General features: G+C 60.3%; 18 protein-coding genes and 1 other RNA gene. 15 read left to right on the top strand and 4 right to left on the bottom strand.

What is annotated here, in order from left to right; genetic code table 11:
* Positions 1–148: 148 nt before the first annotated feature.
* A complete protein-coding gene (gene cysK / locus B9Z43_RS08700) occupies positions 149–1066 on the bottom strand; it encodes a cysteine synthase A (RefSeq protein WP_108324439.1) in 918 nt (305 codons plus the stop codon).
* A 99-nt stretch (positions 1067–1165) separates the two neighbouring features.
* Between cysK and rnpB the strand changes: the two genes are divergently transcribed.
* Positions 1166–1495: RNase P RNA component class A (rnpB, locus tag B9Z43_RS08695), an RNA gene on the top strand.
* Positions 1496–1555: 60 nt separating this feature from the next.
* On the opposite strand, the gene B9Z43_RS08690 is transcribed toward rnpB, so the two are convergent.
* From B9Z43_RS08690 to B9Z43_RS08680, 3 genes are all read right to left on the bottom strand, one after another.
* A complete protein-coding gene (locus tag B9Z43_RS08690; protein ID WP_108324437.1) occupies positions 1556–2077 on the bottom strand; it encodes an Rrf2 family transcriptional regulator in 522 nt (173 codons plus the stop codon).
* A 175-nt stretch (positions 2078–2252) separates the two neighbouring features.
* The gene (locus B9Z43_RS08685; protein ID WP_108324435.1) at positions 2253–2948 is read right to left on the bottom strand and encodes a S4 domain-containing protein; all 696 of its coding nucleotides are present in this window, start codon (positions 2946–2948) and stop codon (positions 2253–2255) included.
* A 28-nt stretch (positions 2949–2976) separates the two neighbouring features.
* Entirely contained in the window at positions 2977–4623 is a 1647-nt protein-coding gene (locus B9Z43_RS08680; RefSeq protein WP_108324433.1) for an MBL fold metallo-hydrolase, read from the bottom strand.
* 70 nt (positions 4624–4693) lie between these two features.
* Here B9Z43_RS08680 and dapF point away from each other — a divergent pair, with 70 nt between their 5' ends.
* The 14 genes from dapF to murD all read left to right on the top strand — a co-directional run bounded on the left by dapF (position 4694) and on the right by murD (position 21078).
* Positions 4694–5566, top strand: a complete 873-nt coding sequence (gene dapF / locus B9Z43_RS08675; protein WP_108324431.1) for a diaminopimelate epimerase — start codon at positions 4694–4696, stop codon at positions 5564–5566.
* Between the two features lie 18 nt (positions 5567–5584).
* The gene (locus B9Z43_RS08670) at positions 5585–6265 is read left to right on the top strand and encodes a DUF484 family protein (RefSeq protein WP_108324428.1); all 681 of its coding nucleotides are present in this window, start codon (positions 5585–5587) and stop codon (positions 6263–6265) included.
* Between the two features lie 15 nt (positions 6266–6280).
* Complete coding sequence (locus tag B9Z43_RS08665; RefSeq protein ID WP_199222280.1) at positions 6281–7414, top strand: tyrosine recombinase XerC; 1134 nt, start codon at positions 6281–6283, stop codon at positions 7412–7414.
* 95 nt (positions 7415–7509) lie between these two features.
* Complete coding sequence (locus B9Z43_RS08660) at positions 7510–8691, top strand: class I SAM-dependent rRNA methyltransferase (RefSeq protein ID WP_108324426.1); 1182 nt, start codon at positions 7510–7512, stop codon at positions 8689–8691.
* Positions 8692–8892: 201 nt separating this feature from the next.
* Entirely contained in the window at positions 8893–9984 is a 1092-nt protein-coding gene (locus B9Z43_RS08655) for a GTP-binding protein (protein WP_108324424.1), read from the top strand.
* Positions 9985–10229: 245 nt separating this feature from the next.
* Positions 10230–11381: an RNA polymerase-binding protein DksA gene (gene dksA, locus B9Z43_RS17275; protein WP_233249966.1), complete on the top strand. Its 1152-nt coding sequence runs from the start codon at positions 10230–10232 to the stop codon at positions 11379–11381.
* Between the two features lie 341 nt (positions 11382–11722).
* A complete protein-coding gene (gene mraZ, locus B9Z43_RS08640) occupies positions 11723–12151 on the top strand; it encodes a division/cell wall cluster transcriptional repressor MraZ (protein ID WP_108324718.1) in 429 nt (142 codons plus the stop codon).
* Positions 12152–12156: 5 nt separating this feature from the next.
* Positions 12157–13086, top strand: a complete 930-nt coding sequence (gene rsmH, locus B9Z43_RS08635) for a 16S rRNA (cytosine(1402)-N(4))-methyltransferase RsmH (protein ID WP_108324716.1) — start codon at positions 12157–12159, stop codon at positions 13084–13086.
* Positions 13083–13403 carry a cell division protein FtsL gene (gene ftsL / locus B9Z43_RS08630; RefSeq protein ID WP_108324419.1) on the top strand — a complete coding sequence of 107 codons (321 nt, stop codon included), beginning with the start codon at positions 13083–13085 and terminating at the stop codon, positions 13401–13403. The genes rsmH and ftsL overlap by 4 nt, the downstream gene beginning before the upstream one ends.
* Positions 13400–15136: a penicillin-binding protein 2 gene (locus B9Z43_RS08625; protein ID WP_108324418.1), complete on the top strand. Its 1737-nt coding sequence runs from the start codon at positions 13400–13402 to the stop codon at positions 15134–15136. The genes ftsL and B9Z43_RS08625 overlap by 4 nt, the downstream gene beginning before the upstream one ends.
* Positions 15136–16674, top strand: coding sequence for a UDP-N-acetylmuramoyl-L-alanyl-D-glutamate--2,6-diaminopimelate ligase (locus B9Z43_RS08620; RefSeq protein WP_108324417.1), 1539 nt, complete (start codon positions 15136–15138; stop codon positions 16672–16674). The genes B9Z43_RS08625 and B9Z43_RS08620 overlap by 1 nt, the downstream gene beginning before the upstream one ends.
* Positions 16671–18092 carry a UDP-N-acetylmuramoyl-tripeptide--D-alanyl-D-alanine ligase gene (murF, locus tag B9Z43_RS08615; RefSeq protein WP_108324416.1) on the top strand — a complete coding sequence of 474 codons (1422 nt, stop codon included), beginning with the start codon at positions 16671–16673 and terminating at the stop codon, positions 18090–18092. Before B9Z43_RS08620 ends, murF begins: the two co-directional genes overlap by 4 nt.
* A complete protein-coding gene (gene mraY, locus B9Z43_RS08610; RefSeq protein ID WP_108324415.1) occupies positions 18082–19260 on the top strand; it encodes a phospho-N-acetylmuramoyl-pentapeptide-transferase in 1179 nt (392 codons plus the stop codon). Before murF ends, mraY begins: the two co-directional genes overlap by 11 nt.
* Before the next feature lie 3 nt (positions 19261–19263).
* Positions 19264–21078, top strand: coding sequence for a UDP-N-acetylmuramoyl-L-alanine--D-glutamate ligase (murD, locus tag B9Z43_RS08605; RefSeq protein WP_108324414.1), 1815 nt, complete (start codon positions 19264–19266; stop codon positions 21076–21078).
* Positions 21079–21084: the final 6 nt, after the last annotated feature.

Here is a 21084-nt window from a genome sequence, read left to right as displayed (position 1 = left end):
CAAGCTGTCACCCCAACGCTGAGCGCCACTGTCACCCCGGACTTGATCCGGGGTCCATGGTGGTGCCGTCATGGATCCCGGATCAAGTCCGGGATGACATGTTGAGAAGTCTGGCGGTTGAGATGTTGACGTGTCGGTGCTGGACCACTCAAGCAGGCAAGAAGCCTTCGATCGACAAATAGCGCTCACCCGTGTCGTAGTTGAAGCCGAGCACCGTCGCGCCTGCAGGCAGCTCGGGCAGTTTTTGCGCAATCGCCGCCAAGGTGGCGCCTGACGAAATGCCCACCAGCATGCCTTCTTCGCGGGCCGAGCGGCGGGCGTATTCACGGGCGACTTCGGCGTCGACCTGGATCACGCCGTCCAGCAAGCTGGTGTCGAGGTTCTTGGGGATGAAGCCCGCGCCAATGCCCTGGATCGGGTGGGGTGCCGGCGCGCCGCCGGAGATCACGGGCGAAGCCGCAGGCTCGACGGCAAACACCTTGAGGTTCGGGAACTTGGCTTTCAGCACCCGGGCTGTCCCGGTCAGGTGCCCGCCTGTGCCCACGCCGGTGATGAGGGCGTCGATGCCATCGGGAAAGTCGGCCAGGATCTCTTGCGCCGTGGTGCGCACGTGCACATCGATGTTGGCGGGGTTTTCAAACTGCTGGGGCATCCAGGCGCCGGAGGTGCTGGCCACCAGTTCTTCGGCGCGGGCGATCGCGCCCTTCATGCCTTTTTCGCGAGGTGTCAGGTCAAATGTGGCGCCATAGGCCAGCATCAGGCGGCGGCGCTCGATGCTCATGCTGTCGGGCATGACCAGCACCAGTTGGTAACCCTTGACGGCCGCCACCATGGCCAGGCCAATGCCGGTGTTGCCCGAGGTGGGCTCGATGATGGTGCCGCCGGCTTTCAGTGCGCCGCTTTTTTCGGCGTCTTCGACCATGGCCAGCGCGATGCGGTCCTTGACCGAGCCGCCTGGGTTGCTGCGCTCGGACTTGATCCAGACATTGGCGCCCGCGCCAAACAGGCGGTTGATGCGCACATGGGGGGTGTTGCCGATGGTGGCGAGGATGTTGCTGGCTTTCATGTGAGGTCTCCGTGTGAAAAACGCTGAAAAAATCATTGTGCGTGAAAGTTCAGACCTTTTGCGGCATGAGCTTATGCCCACAGGCGATAATCCAACGGTGAAGCTCGCCAGACCGCCGCTGGTGCAATCTCCGAAAGGAGGCACTGGAGGAACGTCCGGACTGCACAGGACAGCGTAGGAGGTAACTCCTCTCCACCGTGAGGTGAGGATCAGAGCAACAGAGACGAGTCGGACCGGGGCAACCCGGTTCGGGTGAAACGGGCAATCTCTACGCGCAGCAATACCAAGTAGGCCAGCGTTGATGTGGTTCCGCAGAGTTGGCGGGTAGGTAGCATCGAGCCGGGTGGGCAACCCCCGGCCCAGAGTAATGGCGGTCACGCAGCGGGCAACCGCTGTGCACAGAATCCGGCTTATCGGCGAGCTTCACACTTTTTTCAGACAACAAAAAACCCGCCGAGGCGGGTTTTTTTGTGGGCGCCTGAAAAAGACTCAGCCGCGGGAAGGCATCAAGGTGCCGGCCAAGGCAAACACCGAGTTGGGGGCCGTGATCTTCAAGGTGCTTTTGGGCTTGGCGAACACGCCGCGCTTGACAAGGGGTTGTGGCGCGGGCTCTACAGCAACGCCTTTGGCGCGTTGCTCGGCCACCAGCTGGCGCAGGCTGATCGACTTGAGGTGGCTCAGCATTTTGTCGTTGAGGCTGGCCCACAAATCGCTGCTCATCCAGCCGCCTTCAGCGGCCAGTTCTTCTTCAGACGGGGCGTCGACTGCGCCAACGATGTCGGCCATGGTGATTTTTTCGGCGCTGCGGGCCAGCGAGTAACCGCCGCCAGGGCCACGGGTGCTCTCGACCAGGGCCTGCTGGCGCAGCTTGCTGAAGAGCTGCTCCAGGTAGGACAGTGAAATTTGGTGGCGCACGCTGATCGCGGCCAAAGACACGGGGCCGCGGTCTTCGCGAAGCGCCACGTCGATCATGGCGGTCACCGCAAAACGGCTTTTGGTGCTCAAACGCATGGTGTGTTCCTTTCTGCGTAAAGAAGGCTTTCTGGGCCTTCTGCGTTGCCTGACTGCGGGATATGCACAGGCAACAGATGACTGATTTTCTCAGACAGACACAATATATTGGGATAGCCCGTGGCAATTCAAGGGTAAATCCTGTGTCAATTTGTCGGAAATCAAGCGGTCCCTCTTAAAACCGCTCGTAGCCCTCGAGTTGCCGCCATTGTCCTGGCTCCAGTGGCGCCAGGCTCAAGCGGCCCACACGCTGGCGGCGCAGGTCTTGCAGAGGGCATTGCTCGTCCAGCCAGCGGCCCAGGTCCAGGCCGTCAATGTCCTTGCCAGCGATGCGCAGCACGGTCACGCTGTCGGTTTGGCGGTTGATGCTGGCGCGGATCCCCGGTCCGTTCAGGGCCTTGATCAGGCTTTCGGGCACTTCACCGCCCACGGTGGCCATCCATTCCTGCTCCATCGGGCTGCGGCGGTCTTCCAGGTGGCGCAACACACCGACATCGTCCGAAAAAATACACAGGCCGCTGGCCGGCTTGGCCAGGGGCAAGGGCATTTGCATTTTGGCCAAACGCTCGGCACCCCACAGCCCAGGCTGTGGGGCTTTGAGGCCCACCGTGTCTTGCAGCCAAGCCAGATTGGGCACCCGGTGCGCGGGTTTGAACAACACCAAGGTCAGGGGCGCCAGCGCGGCCATCGACACCATGCGGTTCACCTGAACAGCCTGTTCTGCTTTTACACGCCGGGCCGGGTCGGTGACCACTTTGCCCGCCACCTGCACGCCACCGGCCACGATCAGCGCTTCGGCTTCGCGGCGCGAGCAGTTTTGCTCGGCGGCCACGCGTTTGGCCAGGCGAATGCCTTCTTCAGAGGAAATCATCGATGCTTTCAAAAATGCTCAAAGCGAATCAAGACAGGGCTTGTTCGCGGATGTGGTCCACATGCGCTTGCAGGGAGCGCGCCGCCACCGGCCACAGGCGAGGCGGCACGTTGTCGTAGGCTTTTTCGACCCATTCCTGCAGGCTGCCATGGGGCAGGGCCTGCATGGCGGCGGCGATTTTGGCCTCGCGCTTCAAGCGGTGCGCCTTCAAGTGCGTGATGGCCTGGTGGGCAAAACCCAGCACATGGCCGTGCGCGGGCAAGATGAATTCGATGCCACCCGCCTCGCAGGCCGCAGCCAATTTGTCCAGCGAGTCCAAATAGTCGCCCATGTGGCCGTCGGGCGGGTCGATCACGGTGGTGCTGCCGTTGAGCACGTGGTCGCCCGAGAACAACAGGCCGTCTTCTTCGAGCACCAGGCACAGGTGGTTGGCGGCATGGCCGGGGGTGTGCACCACGCGCAGGGTGTGGGTGATCGCGCCTTCCACGCCAATGCCTTGCAAGACCAGTTTTTCGCCATCGGCCAGTTCTCGCTCGGGTGTGAAGCGGCTGTTGGCGCGTGCCGTGGGTTTGGAGGCCAGCCCCAAAATGGGCGGCTTGTTCGTGCACAACGCTTGCAGTGGGGCCGCGCCAGGGGAGTGGTCCGGGTGTGAGTGGGTGCAGACAATCGCTTTGATCTGCCCACCTGCGGCACGCCACAGTCGCTGCAGGTGCTTGTCGTCGGCCGGGCCTGGGTCGATGGCGATGTAGCCCGTGTTCGGATCGCCCACCAAATAGCTGTTGGTGCCGGGGCCGGTCATCACGCCGGGGTTGGGGGCAGTCAGCCGCTGCAGGTTTTTGAGCAGGGGCACCGCTTGGTCGGTTTGCCAGTCCAGGTGGTGCTGGATCTGACCGTCGGGGCTGACCAGGGCCAGCTCTCCAAAAGGCGGCTCGTGCTCCATGTAGCGCGCTTCGTTGCCTGCCAGCCAGCCAGCACGGGGGCAGCTGGTCCACAGCGGTTCGTCGTTGACGGCGCAGGCTTGCAGCACGTCGTCCACTTTGGCAAAGGCCTTGAGGCGCTCCAGCGTGCGGATGGTCGGAAAGATGATGAAAAACTGACCCGCTTCGTGGCGCGTCAGCGCATCGACCGGGCGCACCCAGACCGGCTCGAACTGCTCGGCCTCGTCGGCCACCGGGGTTTGGCCTTCGGGCATGCGGGCCACCAAAAAGGGCACATCAAAGCGGCGCGGCAGGTCGCGGTCGGTGATCCAGTGGGCCAGCACAAACACCTGGTCGGCGGCCAAGCTCAAGCCCTTGGCCTGGCATTGCGTGGCAAATGGGGCTTTGCGGTCGATGTGGGCAATGTCCGTGTTGTCGGCCCAGCGCCCATCGGCATGGCGGGCGAACAAGATGCCCAGCTCTTCAAAGCTTTCGCGGATCGCGGCAATGGCTTGTGTCAGGTGCAAGTCGCTTTGCTTGGGGCGGCGGGTGGACAGGCTGTGGGCCTGTGCGTCTGCCGCATCGACGCCGCCGCCCGGGAAGACATAGGCGCCGGGCGCAAAGCTGGCGGTCATGGAGCGGCGGGTCATCAAGACCTCGATGCCTTGCGGCCCGTCGCGCAGCAGCAGCACGGTGGCGGCTGGGCGCAGGGGCGCAGGTTCACGTTGGGGGTGCAGGAGTTGGGATGTGCGTGCCATGCCCCATTATCAGGGGCGCATCGTCCTTGGGCTGTCGTTCCCGTGTTGACCACGGGCGATAATTGCGGCCATGCACATCCGCTTTACCAAGATGCAAGGGGCCGGCAACGATTTTGTCGTGCTCGACGAGACCCGTGGTCGCCTGGGCTTGAACGCCGCCCAGTACCGTTTTTTGGCCGACCGCCACTTTGGCGTGGGCGCCGACCAAATTTTGACGGTGCGGCCTTCGCCTGGACCCGGGTTGGACTTTGAATACGTGATCCACAACGCCGATGGCGGCGAGGTGGAGCATTGCGGCAACGGCGCCCGCTGCTTTGTGCGCTATGTGCGCGACAAAGGCCTGACCGACAAAACCACCGTGCGCGTGAAAGTCCAGCAAGGCGAGATCGAGCTCTCCATGAACCCCGATGGCCGCGTGACGGTGAACATGGGCGCGCCCGTGTTCGATTGGGAGCGCGTGCCGTTTAACCCCATCGGCCTGATCAGCGACCAGGTCAATGGCTGGCCGGTGTTTGACCTGGCGCTGGGCGAGCAGGGCATGGCCCGGGTGGCTGTCGTTTCCATGGGCAATCCGCATGCGGTGCAACGTGTGGACGATGTGGATGCCTTCCCGGTGCTGGCCCAGGGCCCGCTGATTGAACACCACCCGGCCTTCCCCAAGCGGGTGAACGCGGGCTTCATGCAGATCGTCTCGCGCAGCCAGATCAAACTGCGCGTGTTCGAGCGCGGCTCGGGCGAGACCCTGGCTTGCGGCACTGGCGCTTGTGCGGCCGTGGTCGCGGGCATTCGACAGGGGTGGTTGGACAGCCGTGTCGATGTGCAGACCCATGGCGGTGTGCTGACCATCGAATGGGCCGGCCAGGCCGACAGTAAGGTCATGATGACCGGTCCCGCCACACCGGTCTTTGATGGCGACATCGATGTGCCCGACACCCTTTCCTGAATTTCTGGAGACAAGAACATGACCACGCCTGAACCCATGAGCCCGATCACAGAAGACGACATCGCCGACTATCTGGTGAACACGCCGGACTTTTTTGAGCGCCATGCCTCGCTGCTGGCCACGGTGCAATTGACGCACCCGCAAAGCCACCGTGCCGTGGGCCTGCAAGAGCGCCAAGCGCAGATGCTGCGCGACAAGATCAAGGGGCTGGAGCACCGCATCATGGACATGATCCGGCACGGCAACGAGAACATGATCCTGACCGACAAGCTGCACCGTTGGTCCTGCGACTTGCTGGTGGCGCAGCCCGAGCATCGGGCGGAGTCGGCGCTGGAGAACATCCGCGAGCTGTTTCAGGTGCCGCAATTGGCTTTGCGTTTGTGGTCGCTGGACGCAGCGCACAGCCAGGCCCCCTATGCGCAGGGCGTGACCGAGGCGGTGCAAGAATTGGCCGCATCACTGGACACGCCTTACGTGGGCCCCAACACCGGTTACGAAGCGGTGCAATGGTTGGCCGAACCTGCCCAGGCCGCCTCGCTGGCCTTGCTGGCTTTGCGCGCAGCACCGGGCCAGGCGCCGTTTGGTTTGCTGGTGCTGGCCTCGCCCGATGCCCAGCGTTTCAACAGCCAGATGGGCACCGATCTGCTCGAGCGCCTGGCCGAGCTGGCTGGGGCCGCTTTGTCGGTGTTGCGCGCCTGACGCGAAAGCGCTTGCATGGCAAAGCCCACCGCTGACGCGCCCTGGCAAGTTGAAGACGTGGTCTTGCCCTGGCCAGCCCGTCTGGAGGGTCTGTCATCGCGAGCGACGACCGGAGCCCCTTCAGAGCGAGCCAAGCCCGAGGATCTGTCATGGCAAGCGAAGCGCGGCAATCCATCTTCAACGGAGCCTCCAACCGACCCGCTGGTGACCCGCTACCTGGACCACGTGCGTTTTGAAAAGCGATTGGCCGAGCGCACCTGCACCCTGTACCGGCTCGATCTGATCCGCCTGGCCGACATGTCCGAGGCATCGCAAGTGCCTTTGCTGCAGGTGCAGACCGGGCACATCCGCCGCTGGGTGGCGCAGATGCACAGCGCGGGCCGCACGGGGCGGGGCATTGCCCTCATCTTGTCGGGCTGGCGTGGTTTTTACACTTGGCTCGGGCGTGAAGGGCTGATTGGCCACAACCCCGTGGTGGACGTGCGGGCACCTCGTGTGGCCAAGCCTTTGCCCAAAGCTTTGGGTGTGGACGAGGCGGTGCAATTGGCCGAGCACGAAGAAAACGATGACGATCCCTGGTTGGAGGCGCGCGATGCGGCCATGGTCGAGTTGCTTTACGGTTGTGGCTTGCGGGTGGCCGAGCTGACCGGCCTGGATGTGCTGCCCAGTGCCGATGCCAGCCGTGCCGGGCGCGGCTGGATCGATGTGCAAAACGCCGAGGTGCAAGTGCAGGGCAAAGGCGGCAAGCGCCGCAGTGTGCCGCTGGGCAGTGCTGCCATCGAGGCGCTGACGCATTGGTTGGCGGTGCGCACGCAGGTGCCGGGCATGTTGACACAGGCCACGCCGGGCGCGTCGCCCGCATCGCTGGCGCTCTTTCCGGGGCACCGTGGTACGCGCTTGACGGCCCGCTCTGTGGAGCTGCGCCTCAAGCGCCGCAGCCAGCTCGCAGGTTTGGCCACGCCGGTGCACCCGCACATGCTGCGCCACTCCTTTGCCAGCCATGTGCTGCAGTCCAGCGGCGACTTGCGGGCGGTGCAAGAGTTGTTGGGGCACGCCAACATCACCACCACGCAGGTCTACACGCGGCTGGACTTTCAGCATCTGGCCAAGGCCTACGACGCGGCGCATCCTCGGGCCAAGCGCAAATAAAGTTTGAACCCGTCGTTGCAGGGAGCGCAGCGACGCGGCCATGACGGCGAAAGCCCTGCCGCGCTGGAGCGGGACAGTGCCCGACAATAGCCCCCATGAAAACCATTCGACTCAAAGACGGCAAAGAACGTTCCTTGCTGCGCCGCCACCCCTGGGTGTTTGACTCTGCCATTGCCAAAGGCGGCGGTGACCCTGGTGAGACAGTGCGTGTGGAATCGCACGCCGGCCAGTTTCTGGGCTGGGCATCGTTCAGCCCCAGCTCGCGCATCCGGGCGCGTGTCTGGAGTTTTGACGAAGCCCAGCGCATCGACGCGGCCTTCATCGAGGCGCGCATCGCCCAGGCCGTGGCCGCCCGCCAGTGGTTTGACATCCAAAGCGACGGCGTGCGCCTGGTGCATGGCGAGTCGGACGGTTTGCCGGGCCTGATCGTGGACCGCTACGCCGACACGCTGGTGGCCCAGTTCACCAGCTGCGGCACCGAGCGATTCAAGCAGGTGATTGCCGATGCCTTGCTCAAAATCACAGGCCTCTCGCGTCTGTATGAACGATCCGATGCCAACGTGCGCAGCCTCGAAGGCTTGCCCGAAGTCACCGGCTGGCTGCGCGGCGAAGGCCCCACCGAGATCACCATCCGCGAACACGACTGGCAGCTGACGCTGGACATCGCCACCGGCCACAAGACGGGTTTTTATCTGGACCAGCGGGACAGCCGCCACCGCTTTGCCCAGCACACCCGCCACCGCCAATTTGGCAAGGTGCTCAATTGCTATTGCTACACCGGCGGCTTCACCGTGGCGGCGCTGGCCGGTGGGGCAGGGCATGTGACCTCGATTGATTCTTCTGGCCCGGCACTCGAGCGTGCCCGCGCCCATGTGCGCTTGAACGGCTTTGACGAGTCCCGTGCCACCTTCATGGACGCCGACGTGAACGCCAGCCTGCGTGCATTCATCGAAGCGGGCGAAACCTTTGACGCCATCGTGCTCGATCCCCCGAAGTTCGCTCCCACAGCGGCGCACGCGGATCGCGCAGCCCGCGCCTACAAGGACATCAACCGCTTGGCTTTCAAGCTGCTGGCGCCGGGCGGCGAGCTGTTCACCTATTCCTGCTCAGGCGGCATCAGCGCCGACCTGTTCCACAAGATCGTGGCCTCGGCCGGGACCGATGCGGGCGTGGACGGTTACATCAGCGAACGCCTGCAAGGCGCACCCGATCACCCGATGACGATCAATTTCCCCGAGGGGGAATACCTCAAAGGGTTGGTGGTGGTGCGCAAGTAAAGCCGCAGTTGGCCCGCACTTGCATGGCCTGTGTACCTCTGGCCGCGTCTTCGCTTTGCCTGTCACCCCGGGCGAAGACCGGGGGTCCATCGTGCACAAACCAACAGCCTGGATGCCGGATCAAGTCCGGCATGACAGCCAGAGCGGTATTCATCGCTAAACTCCCCACCTCTTGTTGTCGACCTTTTCTCGGAGCATTTCATGGCACTTATTCCTGCAACCATCTTGACCGGCTTTTTGGGCTCAGGAAAAACCACCTTGCTCAAGCGCGTGCTGACCGAAGCGCATGGCCAAAAGATTGCCGTGATCGAGAACGAGTTCGGTGAGGAAAACATCGACAACGACATCCTGGTGTCTGACACCAACGAGCAGATCATCCAGATGAGCAATGGCTGTATTTGCTGCACCATCCGGGAAGACCTGCGGGCCACGCTGCAATTGTTGGCCGCCAAGCGCCGCAAGGGCCTGCTGACGTTTGACCGCATCGTGATCGAGACCACCGGCCTGGCCGATCCTGGCCCGGTGGCGCAGACCTTTTTCATGGACGATGAGATCGCCGAGACTTTTTTGCTCGACTCCATCTTGACGCTGGTAGACGCCAAGCACGCGGCGCAGCAACTCAATGACCGCCAGGAAGCGCGTCGCCAGGTGGGCTTTGCCGACCAAATTTTCATCAGCAAGGCCGACTTGGTCTCGCCCCAAGACTTGGACGCTTTGCAGCACCGCCTCAAGCACATGAACCCGCGTGCACCGCAAAAGGTGGTGCATTTTGGTGAGGTGGCTTTGAGTGAGGTCTTTGACCTCAAGGGCTTCAACCTGAACGCCAAGCTGGACATCGACCCTGATTTCCTGAGTGAAGAAGAGCACGACCATGTCCATGGCGAGCATTGCGATCACCCCTCGCGCCAGCATGAACATGAACACGGTGAGCATTGCGACCACCCTTCACATGACCATGAAAACAGCCACGGCCATGGTCACCACCATCACCATGACGATGACGTGAAGAGTTTTGTGTTCCGCTCTGAGCGGGCCTTTGATCCGGCTAAGCTGGAAGATTTCCTGGGCGCCATCGTCAACATCTACGGCCCCCGCATGCTGCGCTACAAAGGGGTGCTGAACATGCGCGGCACCGAGCGCAAAGTCATTTTCCAAGGCGTGCACCAACTCATGGGCAGCGATCTGGGCCCGATGTGGGCTGAGAGCGAGCCAAAATTGAGCAAGATGGTATTCATTGGCATCGATTTGCCCAAGGATATTTTGTTGCAGGGCCTGGATCAGTGCCTGATTTGAGGCTGTTCGGCGCAGCACCCGTTCTGCGCTTTGCGAGCGAACTTGTCTTTAATCCGCATGTTGGCGTTTTTTGCGCTTTCTTGTCGCTACAATCGCCGCCCTGACGGCACCCTCTTTTGGAGGGGCGTGCGAACCCCAGAAGGTCTATAACAAGGGTTTGAGATGTACATGTACGGGTTGGGTAATGGATTTGCCTTGTGCAGGCCTTGCTTGACTTGCCCTTCAACACGGCCAGGAGACAAGGCGTGAAGACCTCGAAGAAACCAGCAGCCAAAGTGGCTCAAAAGAAGACCCCGGCCAAGGCCCAAAAACCTGTCGCAGCAGCTAAAAAAGCAGCGCCGGTCAAAGCCAAGTCGGCACCTGTGAAGGCCGCTGCCAAGGTCAAAGTGACTGTCAAGCCCAAGGCCCCGGCGAAAGCTCCTGTCAAGGCCAAAGTGGCCGTGACCGCCAAAGTCTCCAAGTCAGCTGCCAAGACGCCAACAAAAGCGGCGCCCAAAGTGGTAGCAAAAGCCCCTGTTAAAGCTGTGCCAGCAAAAAAACCTGCCAAGACTTTGACTGGCAAAAAAGCGGCTGTAGCCCCCAAAGTGGCTGCAGTCAAAACGAAACCGGTGGTGCCTGCCGCTTCTCCCAAAGCGGTTGTCGCCACCAAATCCAGTCCCGCCACCAAGGCGAAGGCTGCCCCTGTACCGTCCGCTAAAAAGGCCGATGCAGTTTCTCAAGCGAAACCTATGCCCGTTACCAAAGCGGAGCCTGTCAAGGCTCCTGTTGTGCCAGCTCCTGTGGCCACTTCCCCCGATCAGCCTGTGCGTGCTGCACGTCCTTCTGCCCGTTTGGCCCAAATCACCGTGCCTTCATTGCCGCAAGCCGTGGCCTCTACAGCGGCCAAAGCCAGTTTCTTGCCCAGCGCACCTGCGCCTGTGGCGCCGTCGTTTACCCCGATCAAAAAAGACGCCAAGTTGGCCAACAATTGGAAGACCAAGAAGCTTGAGGAGCTCAGCGATGCCGAAATCATCGCCATGTCCGATGCCGAGTACATGAACGATGTGCAGATGGCTTACTTCCGTCGCAAGTTGGTTTTGCTCAAGCAAGACATTCTCAACAGTGCTGGCGAGACCACCGAGCATCTGCGTGAAGACACAGTGGTGGTGCCCGATCCCGCAGACCGTGCGACGATCGAGGAGGAACACGCCTTGGAATTGCGTACACGAGATCGTGAGCGCAAATTGCTCAAGAAGATCGAGCAATCCATCATCCGCATTGATGCGGGTGATTACGGTTTTTGCGATGAGACCGGCGAAGCCATTGGTGTGGGCCGTTTGCTGGCCCGTCCCACGGCCACCTTGTCCTTGGAGGCGCAGCAGCGCCGTGAACTCAAGCAGAAGATGTTCGGAGATTGATGCTTCGGCTCGCGTTCTGCAAGAACCCCTTTCGAGGGGTTTTTTTATGCCTGATGGAATATGGCGAATTTGATTTTTATGATTTTCAAGTTCTCGTTGGCAATTTTTACAATTTTTAATTCCTTTAGACATCACTTTCATTGACCCTTGTAAGTGCCTAATTTTGAAAGAAATTTACCCTTTGTTGGCTTCTAATTTGCGAGCTAAGCTGTTGATTTCATTGAAAAAAATCTACAAAGACACCTTGTAGTGGGTGGATTTCCTGATACAGTGCAAAAAAGTGCAATTAAGTGGGGAAAAGTGCCTCCGATTGCGGTTTGCAACTGAAAAAGGTCATTCACGTGTTTCAAGGGGCTTCATCGCTGAGTCTGGATGCCAAGGGGCGGCTGTCTGTGCCGACCCGGCACCGTGACGTCTTGAGCGCGATGGCACAGGGCCACTTGACCATCACCAAGCACCCCCATGGGTGCCTGATGGTTTTTCCTCGCAACGAGTGGGAAAAATTCCGTGAGCGCATCGCTCAGCTGCCCATGTCGGCCCAGTGGTGGAAGCGTATTTTTCTGGGCAATGCCATGGATGTGGAGATGGATGGCACAGGCCGTGTGCTGATCTCGCCCGAGTTGCGCCAAGCTGCCGGTATTTCCAAGGACACCATGCTTTTGGGTATGGGTAACCACTTCGAGTTGTGGGACAAAGCCACCTACGATGCCCAAGAAGCCCAAGCCATGCAGGGCGAGATGCCCGATGTGTTCAAGGACTTTTCGTTCTGATGTCCATGACCGAGACCAAGCCTGCTCACATCACCGTACTTTTGCAAGAGGCGGTTGATGCTTTGCTGCTGGCCAGTGCGGGTGAAAACGGTGCTTATGTCGATGCGACATTTGGCCGCGGTGGTCATTCCCGTTTGATCTTGTCTCGCTTGTCGGCGCAAGGCCGTTTACAAGCTTTTGACAAGGATCTGGAAGCGATTGCTGAGGCGGGTCGCATAGAAGATCCTCGTTTTTCTATTCGGCACGAAGGCTTTGCCAACTTGAGTGACTTGGCCGAGGGCAGTGTCGATGGTGTGCTGATGGATTTGGGTGTCAGCTCACCCCAGATCGACAGCCCCGAGAGGGGTTTTTCTTTTCGTTTTGCTGGCCCTTTGGACATGCGCATGGATACCACGCGCGGCGAGAGCGTGGCCGAGTGGCTGGCAACGGCTTCAGTGGATCAAATCACGGAGGTGATACGTGACTATGGCGAAGAACGGTTTGCTTTTCAGATTGCAAAGGCGCTTGTGGCTCGCCGACAAGAGCGGGGCCCAATTTCAACCACCACCGATTTGGCCCAGCTCGTGGCTGACACGGTCAAAACCCGCGAGCCGGGCAAGGACCCTGCAACGCGGACATTTCAGGCTTTTCGGATTTTCATCAATGCCGAGCTTGAAGAGCTCGAACAAGCGCTAGAAGCCAGTTTGCGTGTGCTCAAGCCCGGCGCGCGTCTGGTGGTGATCAGCTTCCACTCGCTGGAAGACCGCATCGTCAAACAGTTCATGGCCAAGCATTCCAAAGAGGTGGTGGACCGCCGCGTGCCGTTTGCTGCGCCTGTGCAGATGCGCCTGAATGCACTGGGCCGCGTCAAGCCCACGGCCGATGAAGTGGCGGGCAACCCTCGCTCTCGCAGTGCCATCATGCGCATTGCTGAGCGCACGGAGGTGCCTGCATGACGCGACTCAATGTGCTTTTGGTTTTGACTGTGCTTGCCAGTGCCTTGGTTTTGGTGCACAGCCAGTACGAATCGCGACGTTTGTTCATGGCGATGGAATCTGCGCGCAAGGATGCGCACCGCCTTGAGATCGAGCGGGATCGTTTGCTGGTCGAGCGCAGAGCTCAGGCCACGCCTTTGCGTGTGGAAAATATCGCGCGTCAGCAACTGCAAATGAAAACGGCAACGCCTGCCATCACGCAATACGTGAGTTTGTCGGGTAAAGCGTCTGCGCCTGTCACCCCTGTGGCTGCACCTTCCCGGGAGGCTCACCCATGAGCAACCGCAGCGTGCAGTTGAGCTCCAGCCCCTTATTGGCCAGCAAGACGCCAGTTTGGCGCAGCAAATTCATCGTGGCTGCGATCGCTTTGGGCTTCTTGGGCTTGGTGGCGCGCGCGGCTTATGTGCAGGTGATTGCCAATGACTTTTTTCTTCGCCAAGGTGAGGTGCGTTTTGCTCGCACCTTGAGTTTGCCTGCAAACCGTGGACGCGTGCTCGATCGCAATGGCATGTTGCTCGCTTCGAGCGTGCCTGCACCCAGTGTCTGGGCCAGTCCCGAAGACATTGAACGCGATCCGGTCAAGCTGCGTGAGTTGGCTCGCCTGTTGCAGATGAGTGCTGCAGAGCTGGACAAAAAACTCAAGGACGAAGAAAAGACGTTTGTCTGGCTACGACGCCAAATGGATGAGCCGGTGGTCAAGGAAATTTTGGCCTTGAACATCAAGGGCGTTTACGACATCCGGGAGTACAAGCGTTTGTACCCTGAAGGTGAAGCTGCAGCCCACATCGTGGGCTTTACCAATGTGGAAGACCAAGGCCAGGAAGGTGTGGAGTTAGTTTTTCAAAAGCAGCTCGCCGGCAAGCCAGGTTCGCGTCGTGTGATCAAGGACCGTTTGGGCCGTGTAGTGGAATCGGTGGGGGAGACCATTCCTCCCGAAGACGGCATGGATCTGCAGTTGAGCGTGGACAGTAAAGTCCAGTTCTTTGCCTACCAAAAACTGCGTGAGGCTGTGGTGGACAACAAGGCCAAGGCTGGCAGCGTGGTCGTGTTGGATGCGCAAACCGGTGAAATTTTGGCGCTCGCCAATTACCCCAGTTATTCGCCCGATAAGCGGGTCAATTTGAGTGGTGAGCAATTGCGCAACCGGGCGCTGACCGACACATTCGAGCCTGGCTCGACGATGAAGCCTTTTGCCGTAGCGCTGGCGCTTGAAAAAGGCTTGGTCAAACCGGAAACCCCCATTCAGACAGCGCCGGGGCGAATCACCATCACGGGCTCGACCATCACAGACGCCCACCCCCATGGCGTGCTGACGGTCAATGAAGTGATTCAGAAGTCGAGCAACGTTGGCACCGTCAAGATGGCGATGCAGATGCAACCTCGCGAAATGTGGGAAATGTTCACCCAGGTGGGCTATGGTCAAAAACCGCAATTGCCGTTTCCCGGTGTGGTCAGTGGCCGTTTGCGGCCCTACAAAACATGGCGCCCCATTGAGCAAGCCACCATGAGCTACGGCTATGGCATTTCGGCCAGTTTGTTCCAGGTGGCAAGGGCTTACACCGTGTTTGCCCGAGATGGCGAGGTGGTACCTGCCACCTTGATGAAAGCGAACGGTCAAGTACAGGGTGCACGGGTGATCAGCAGTGAAAATGCCAAAGCCATGCGCAAGATGTTGCAAATGGCTGCCGGCCCTGGCGGAACGGCGCAAAAAGCCCAAACCATGGGCTATTCGGTGGGGGGTAAAACCGGCACTGCACACAAGCAAGAAGGCAAGGGCTACGCGGGCAAAAAATACCGTGGCTTTTTCGTCGGCATGGCGCCCATTGAGGCGCCACGCATCGTTGTGGCAGTCATGATCGATGAGCCCACCAATGGCCGTTATTTCGGTGGCGATGTGGCCGCACCAGTGTTCAGTCAGACGGTGCAGCAAACCCTGCGTTTGATGGGTGTGCAACCTGATATGGCGGTCAAGCCACAAATTGTCAGCAATGCGGTGGAGGAGTCTTTCTGATGAAGACCCTTATGACACCCTTGGATGCAGCACGCTGGTTGCGTCAACGCGTGACCGGTGAATTGCGCACCGACAGCCGTTTGGTGCAGCCCGGTGATGCATTCATCGCCTGGCCTGGTGCGGCAACCGATGGGCGCCTGTATTTGGCATCGGCTTTGCGGCAGGGCGCACATGCCTGCATCCTTGCTCTGGAAGGCAGCGAGCCATGGCAGTCCTTGAGCGAACAAGACCAGACGCAGCATAAGTTCGAGCGCATGGCCAGCATGTCCAGCCTCAAAGCTCAGACGGGTTGGTTGGCCGATGCCTATTACGAGAATCCCAGCGACGATATTTCTGTTTTGGCGGTTACAGGAACCAACGGCAAAACATCGACCGCATGGTGGCTCGCCCAAGCACTGTCTTCGCCAGTTCTGAAAAGCACTTGCGGTTTGATCGGTACTTTGGGTGTGGGGCAATTGCCTCAGTTGGTGAGCACGGGCATGACGACCCCCGATCCGGTGGTGCTGCAGCGGCAATTGCGCGAGTTTGCCGATGCTGGACTGACGCATTGCGCGATCGAAGCCTCTTCGATCGGTTTGGCGGAGCACCGCTTGGATGGCGTACGCATCCGCGTGGCGGTTTTCACCAATTTCACCCAAGACCACCTGGATTACCACGGCAGCATGGATGCCTATTGGGCGGCCAAGGAGGCACTGTTCAACTGGCCAGGTCTGCAAGTTGCCGTCCTCAATGTGGACGATCCTCAAGGGGCTCGTTTGGCCCAGCAATTGCAGGCACGCGGTCTGGATGTCTGGACTTGTTCTCGCCAAGGTGCTGCTCGCTTGCAGGCTCGTCCATTGCCAAGCAATGAAGGTCTTTCTTTCGAGGTCAGCTTGGCAGGTCAGACGCTCACGCTGCAGACGGGCCTGATTGGTGACTACAACATTGACAATTTGTTGGGTGTTATCGCGACGGTGTGTGCGCTGGGTCATTCCTTGCAAGAAGCCGTACAAGCCTGCAGCTATCTGACGGCGGTGCCAGGACGCATGCAGCGCGTGGCGGCACTCAAAACCGACGCGCCCTTGTCGGTGGTCGATTACGCCCACACACCGGATGCCGTTGAGAAAGCCTTGAGCGCTTTGCGCACTTTGGCAGATCAACGCGGTGGTCGTTTGTGGTGCGTCCTCGGTTGTGGCGGTGACCGCGATCCCGGCAAACGCCCTCTGATGGCGGCCGCCGCTCAAGCGGGCGCAGATCATGTGGTGCTGACCAGCGACAACCCACGCACGGAGTCGCCCGAGGCCATCTTGGCGGCGATGGCACAAGGCTTGAAGCAGGCTGATCAGGCCACCTGTTTGGTGGACCGTGCGCAAGCCATCGCCTGGGTGATGGGCCAAGCTCAGAACGAAGACGTGGTTCTGGTGGCAGGTAAAGGCCATGAGACCTACCAGGAAATCCAAGGTGTTCGGCAGCCCTTCTCGGATGTCGAGCATATAGAGCAAGCTTTGCAGCGACGTGTCGCCTGTTTGCCCCTTGCCGCGAAGGAGTGCAAGGCATGAGCGCGATGAATCTGTCTTTGCAGCAAGCACACAGTTGGCTGAGCAACGCCCGTTGCGTGGGGGATGCTCATCTGGTGATGGACCGTGTCCACACCGACACCCGAACACTGCGATCCGGTGATTTGTTTGTGGCCTTGCGTGGCGAAAAATTTGATGCCAACCAGTTCATCGACCAAGCCAAGGCGCAAGGCGCTGCAGCGGTGTTGTGTGAGCCGCAAGGCGAAGCCTTGGCGTTGGCTCAGGGCTTGAGCGCGATCGTTGTTCCCGATGCACGTATTGCTTTGGGCGAATTGGCAGCCGGTTGGCGTGCCCAGTTCGACTTGCCCCTGATCGCCATCACGGGCAGCAATGGCAAAACCACGGTCACGCAAATGGTCGCTTCGATCTTGCGTGCCCATGCGCCTGAGCACAGTTTGTCGACACAAGGCAACCTCAACAACGACATTGGCGTGCCGCTGACTTTGCTTAACCTGCGTGCGCACCACCGCATCGCCGTGGTGGAGCTGGGCATGAACCACCCCGGCGAGATCGCTTATCTGGCGCGCATTGTCAAGCCTACCGTGGCACTGGTGAACAACGCCCAGCGTGAACACCAAGAATACATGGGCACGGTAGAGGCGGTTGCGTATGAAAACGGCGCGGTGCTGCAAGCTTTGCCGCCACAGGGCGTAGCGGTCTATCCCGCCGACGAAACCTACACCCACATTTGGACGAAATTGGCCGCGCCTCGTGCCTGCTGCACTTTTGCCTTGCAAGATGCCCAAATCAGTGCTGCTGTCGTGCTCTGGACGGCGGGTGCCTGGCAATTCACCTTGAAGGCAGCCGAGGGCACTGCGCCTGTTCGTTTGCACATCGCTGGTCGCCACAACGTGAAAAATGCATTGGCTGCAGCCGCATGTGCTTTGTCGGCAGGCTTGAGCTTGGGTGCTGTGGTGCAGGGCCTGCAAGCCTTTGAGCCAGTCAAGGGCCGTTCACGCGCCTTGATGATTCAGCAGGGCGAACGGGTGCTGTCCTTGGTGGACGATACCTACAACGCCAATCCCGATTCGGTACGTGCAGCGATCGACGTGCTGGCCGAGTTGCCTGGTCCACGGCTGATGGTGCTCGGTGACATGGGCGAGGTGGGCGACCAGGGTCCGCAGTTCCACGCCGAAGTCGGCGCTTATGCCGCTGAGCGTGGCATTGAAGCCTTGTACACCTTGGGCGAGTTGTGCATCGATGCGGCCAAGGCCTATGGCCCAGCCCGTCATTTTGAAAGCATGGCCTCGCTGCGCGAAGCCGTGTTGGCGCAAGCGATGGACTTCCAGAGCATCGTCATCAAGGGCTCGCGCTTCATGAAGATGGAGCAGGTGGTGGAAGCATTGGTTCAGCAAGCGACAAACATCAACAACAAAAAAGGGGAGGCCCATGCTGCTTAGTCTGGCGCAATGGTTGCAAACTTTGTCTCCGGAGTGGGGCTTTTTGCGCGTATTCCAATACATCACCTTCCGCGCGGTGATGGCGGCTTTGACCGCTTTGCTGATCGGTTTGGGTGCAGGTCCTTTTGTGATCCGTCGCCTGACCGCGCTCAAGATCGGTCAACCGATCCGTGGGTATGCCATGCAGTCGCACTTGGCCAAAAGCGGCACGCCGACCATGGGCGGCGTCTTGATCTTGCTGTCGATCGCTGTGTCGACCTTGCTGTGGTTTGACCTGTCCAACCGCTTTGTCTGGATCGTGTTGATCGTGACTTTGGGTTTTGGTGCGATCGGCTGGGTCGATGACTGGCGCAAGGTCGTCAACAAAGACCCCGAAGGCATGCGTTCACGCGAAAAATATTTCTGGCAATCGGTGATCGGCCTTTTGGCCGCGTTGTACTTGGTGTTCAGCATTTCCGAAAGTTCCAACCTGCGCGTGCTGGACCTCTTTGCCAAATGGGTCATGTCCGGGTTTGATGTGAACCTGCCACCCAAAGCCGGTTTGATGGTGCCCTTTTTCAAGGAAGTGAGCTATCCGCTGGGCGTGTTCGGTTTTGTGATCCTGACCTACCTGGTCATCGTGGGCGCCAGCAACGCGGTCAACCTGACCGATGGTTTGGATGGCCTGGCCATCATGCCGGTGGTCATGGTGGGCTCGGCGCTGGGCGTGTTTGCGTATGTGACCGGCAGTTCGGTGTATTCCAAGTACCTGTTTTTGCCGCACATTCCGGGTTCGGGTGAACTGATGATTTTCTGCGCGGCCATGGCCGGTGCCGGTTTGGCTTTCTTGTGGTTCAACACCCACCCTGCACAAGTGTTCATGGGCGATGTGGGCGCGCTGGCCTTGGGGGCCGCATTGGGCACTATTGCGGTGATCGTGCGCCAGGAAATCGTGCTGTCCATCATGGGGGGCATCTTTGTGGTCGAGGCCTTGTCGGTCATGGCCCAGGTGGCCTACTTCAAGTACACCAAAAAGAAATACGGTGAAGGCCGCCGCATCTTGAAGATGGCGCCTTTGCACCACCACTTTGAAAAGAGCGGCTGGAAAGAAACGCAGGTCGTTGTGCGTTTCTGGATCATCACCATGCTGCTGTGTTTGGTCGGTTTGTCGACCCTGAAGCTGAGGTAAGCCATGCAACAGCTCCACGGTCAACACGTTCTGATTCTCGGTTTGGGTGCTTCGGGCCTGGCAATGGCCCGTTGGTGCGCCCGCGCCGGTGCAGAGGTGACCGTGGCCGATACGCGTGAGACCCCGCCGCAACTGGCCGCACTGCAGGCCGAGTGGCCAGCCGTGCGCTTTGTGGCAGGCCCCTTCGCCGCCAGCTTGGTGGAAGGCCGCTCTGTGCGTGCCGTGTTCCGCAGCCCGGGTCTCTCGCCCGAAGCGGTGGCCCCTGTGGTGGATGCCGCCAAGGCGATCGGCCTGTGGCAAGGGGGGGAGTTGAGCTTGTTCGCGGCAGGCCTGCAAGAGTTGAAGCATGAATATGGCTATGCCCCGCAGGTGCTGGCCATCACCGGCACCAACGGCAAGACCACGGTGACCTCGCTGACAGGCCAACTGGTTGAGCGTGCCGGCAAGACCGTCAAGGTGGCGGGCAACATTGGTCCCACATTGCTCGACACATTGGCCCAATCGCTGGTGGAGGCCCAAGCCTTGCTTGAGCAACAGGCCCAAGAGCTGGCCGAGCAAGAGGCCCAAGAAGCTGCGCAAGCGGTGAGCGAGACGGTGGCAGAAGCATCGTCAACGCCTGTCGTGACGCAGGTCAAAACACCCGATGTTCAAAGCGCTGGCGAAGCCGAGGTGGATGCTGAAGCCGTTGTGGACGAAGACGCTGAAAAGGACGCCTACAAGGACGAGCAAGAAAGCGCCGAAGCAGACGCCGAAGAAAGCGTCAACACCGTGCTGCCCGTGGTCGCCCCCCTTGTGGTACACCCCATGGCCAAGGCCCTGCCGCAAGTCTGGGTGCTGGAGCTGTCGAGTTTCCAGCTCGACAGCAGCGAAGGCTTCGAGCCCACGGCCGCTACCGTGCTGAACATCACGCAAGACCATCTGGATTGGCATGGTTCGATGGCCGCCTATGCGGCGGCCAAGGCCCGCATTTTTGGTGACCAAGGCCTGATGGTGCTCAACCGCGAAGACGCGCAAGTCATGGCCATGCGACCTGCGCCGATCAAGGTCAAGTTGCAGCGCCCGATTGAACGGGCTTGCCTCACGTTTGGCGGTGACATGCCTCAGCGCCCTGGTGACTTTGGCATTGAAGTGATGAACGGCATGACCTGGCTGGTGCGCGCCCTGGAGGCCGACGAAACCCGCCGTCGCCGCAAGGATGCCGAAGAAGAGTTGCACATTCAGCGCCTCATGCCTGCCGATGCTTTGCGCATTCGCGGTCGCCACAACGCGGTCAACGCCCTGGCCGCTTTGGCTTTGGCCAGCAGCGCGGGTTGTTCTTTGGCACCCATGTTGTACGGCTTGCGCGAATACCGTGGCGAGCCACACCGCGTTGAACCGATTGCCGTGGTCAATGAGGTGGAATACTTTGACGACAGCAAAGGCACCAATGTGGGGGCCACTGTGGCGGCCTTGCAAGGGCTGGGCGCTGACCGCCGCGTGGTGGTGGTCTTGGGCGGTGATGGCAAAGGGCAAGATTTCTCGCCACTGGCCGAGCCCGTGTCGCGTTTTGCGCGTGCCGTCGTGTTGATCGGTCGCGATGCTGCGCTGATCCGCGAAGCCTTGAGCGGGGTGGACGTGCCCGTCGAGGATGCCGCTCACATGGCGGCAGCGGTGGAAAAGGCCACCGCCTTGGCACAAAGTGGTGATGCGGTTTTGATGTCGCCAGCCTGCGCCAGTTTTGACATGTTCAAGGACTACGAGCACCGTGCACGTGTGTTTGTGCAGGCTGTCGCCGATCTGGCGGAAGCGGCCGGTGCCAGCATGGAGGGCGCGCTGTGAGCGAAA

It is taken from the genome of Limnohabitans sp. MMS-10A-192, from assembly GCF_003063335.1.
In the GTDB taxonomy this organism is placed as follows: domain Bacteria; phylum Pseudomonadota; class Gammaproteobacteria; order Burkholderiales; family Burkholderiaceae_C; genus Limnohabitans_A.
Note: the sequence above shows the minus strand (reverse complement) of the source record. Positions and strands in the feature narration are given on the sequence as shown.

What these genes read in the sequence shown, in the direction of transcription:
- cysK (WP_108324439.1), bottom strand. Translation starts at nt 1,066, where the DNA reads ATGAAAGCCAGCAACATCCTCGCCACCATCGGCAACACCCCCCATGTG.
- B9Z43_RS08690 (WP_108324437.1), bottom strand. Translation starts at nt 2,077, where the DNA reads ATGCGTTTGAGCACCAAAAGCCGTTTTGCGGTGACCGCCATGATCGAC.
- B9Z43_RS08685 (WP_108324435.1), bottom strand. Translation starts at nt 2,948, where the DNA reads ATGATTTCCTCTGAAGAAGGCATTCGCCTGGCCAAACGCGTGGCCGCC.
- B9Z43_RS08680 (WP_108324433.1), bottom strand. Translation starts at nt 4,623, where the DNA reads ATGGCACGCACATCCCAACTCCTGCACCCCCAACGTGAACCTGCGCCC.
- dapF (WP_108324431.1), top strand. Translation starts at nt 4,694, where the DNA reads ATGCACATCCGCTTTACCAAGATGCAAGGGGCCGGCAACGATTTTGTC.
- B9Z43_RS08670 (WP_108324428.1), top strand. Translation starts at nt 5,585, where the DNA reads ATGACCACGCCTGAACCCATGAGCCCGATCACAGAAGACGACATCGCC.
- B9Z43_RS08665 (WP_199222280.1), top strand. Translation starts at nt 6,281, where the DNA reads ATGGCAAAGCCCACCGCTGACGCGCCCTGGCAAGTTGAAGACGTGGTC.
- B9Z43_RS08660 (WP_108324426.1), top strand. Translation starts at nt 7,510, where the DNA reads ATGAAAACCATTCGACTCAAAGACGGCAAAGAACGTTCCTTGCTGCGC.
- B9Z43_RS08655 (WP_108324424.1), top strand. Translation starts at nt 8,893, where the DNA reads ATGGCACTTATTCCTGCAACCATCTTGACCGGCTTTTTGGGCTCAGGA.
- rsmH (WP_108324716.1), top strand. Translation starts at nt 12,157, where the DNA reads ATGACCGAGACCAAGCCTGCTCACATCACCGTACTTTTGCAAGAGGCG.
- ftsL (WP_108324419.1), top strand. Translation starts at nt 13,083, where the DNA reads ATGACGCGACTCAATGTGCTTTTGGTTTTGACTGTGCTTGCCAGTGCC.
- B9Z43_RS08625 (WP_108324418.1), top strand. Translation starts at nt 13,400, where the DNA reads ATGAGCAACCGCAGCGTGCAGTTGAGCTCCAGCCCCTTATTGGCCAGC.
- B9Z43_RS08620 (WP_108324417.1), top strand. Translation starts at nt 15,136, where the DNA reads ATGAAGACCCTTATGACACCCTTGGATGCAGCACGCTGGTTGCGTCAA.
- murF (WP_108324416.1), top strand. Translation starts at nt 16,671, where the DNA reads ATGAGCGCGATGAATCTGTCTTTGCAGCAAGCACACAGTTGGCTGAGC.
- mraY (WP_108324415.1), top strand. Translation starts at nt 18,082, where the DNA reads ATGCTGCTTAGTCTGGCGCAATGGTTGCAAACTTTGTCTCCGGAGTGG.
- murD (WP_108324414.1), top strand. Translation starts at nt 19,264, where the DNA reads ATGCAACAGCTCCACGGTCAACACGTTCTGATTCTCGGTTTGGGTGCT.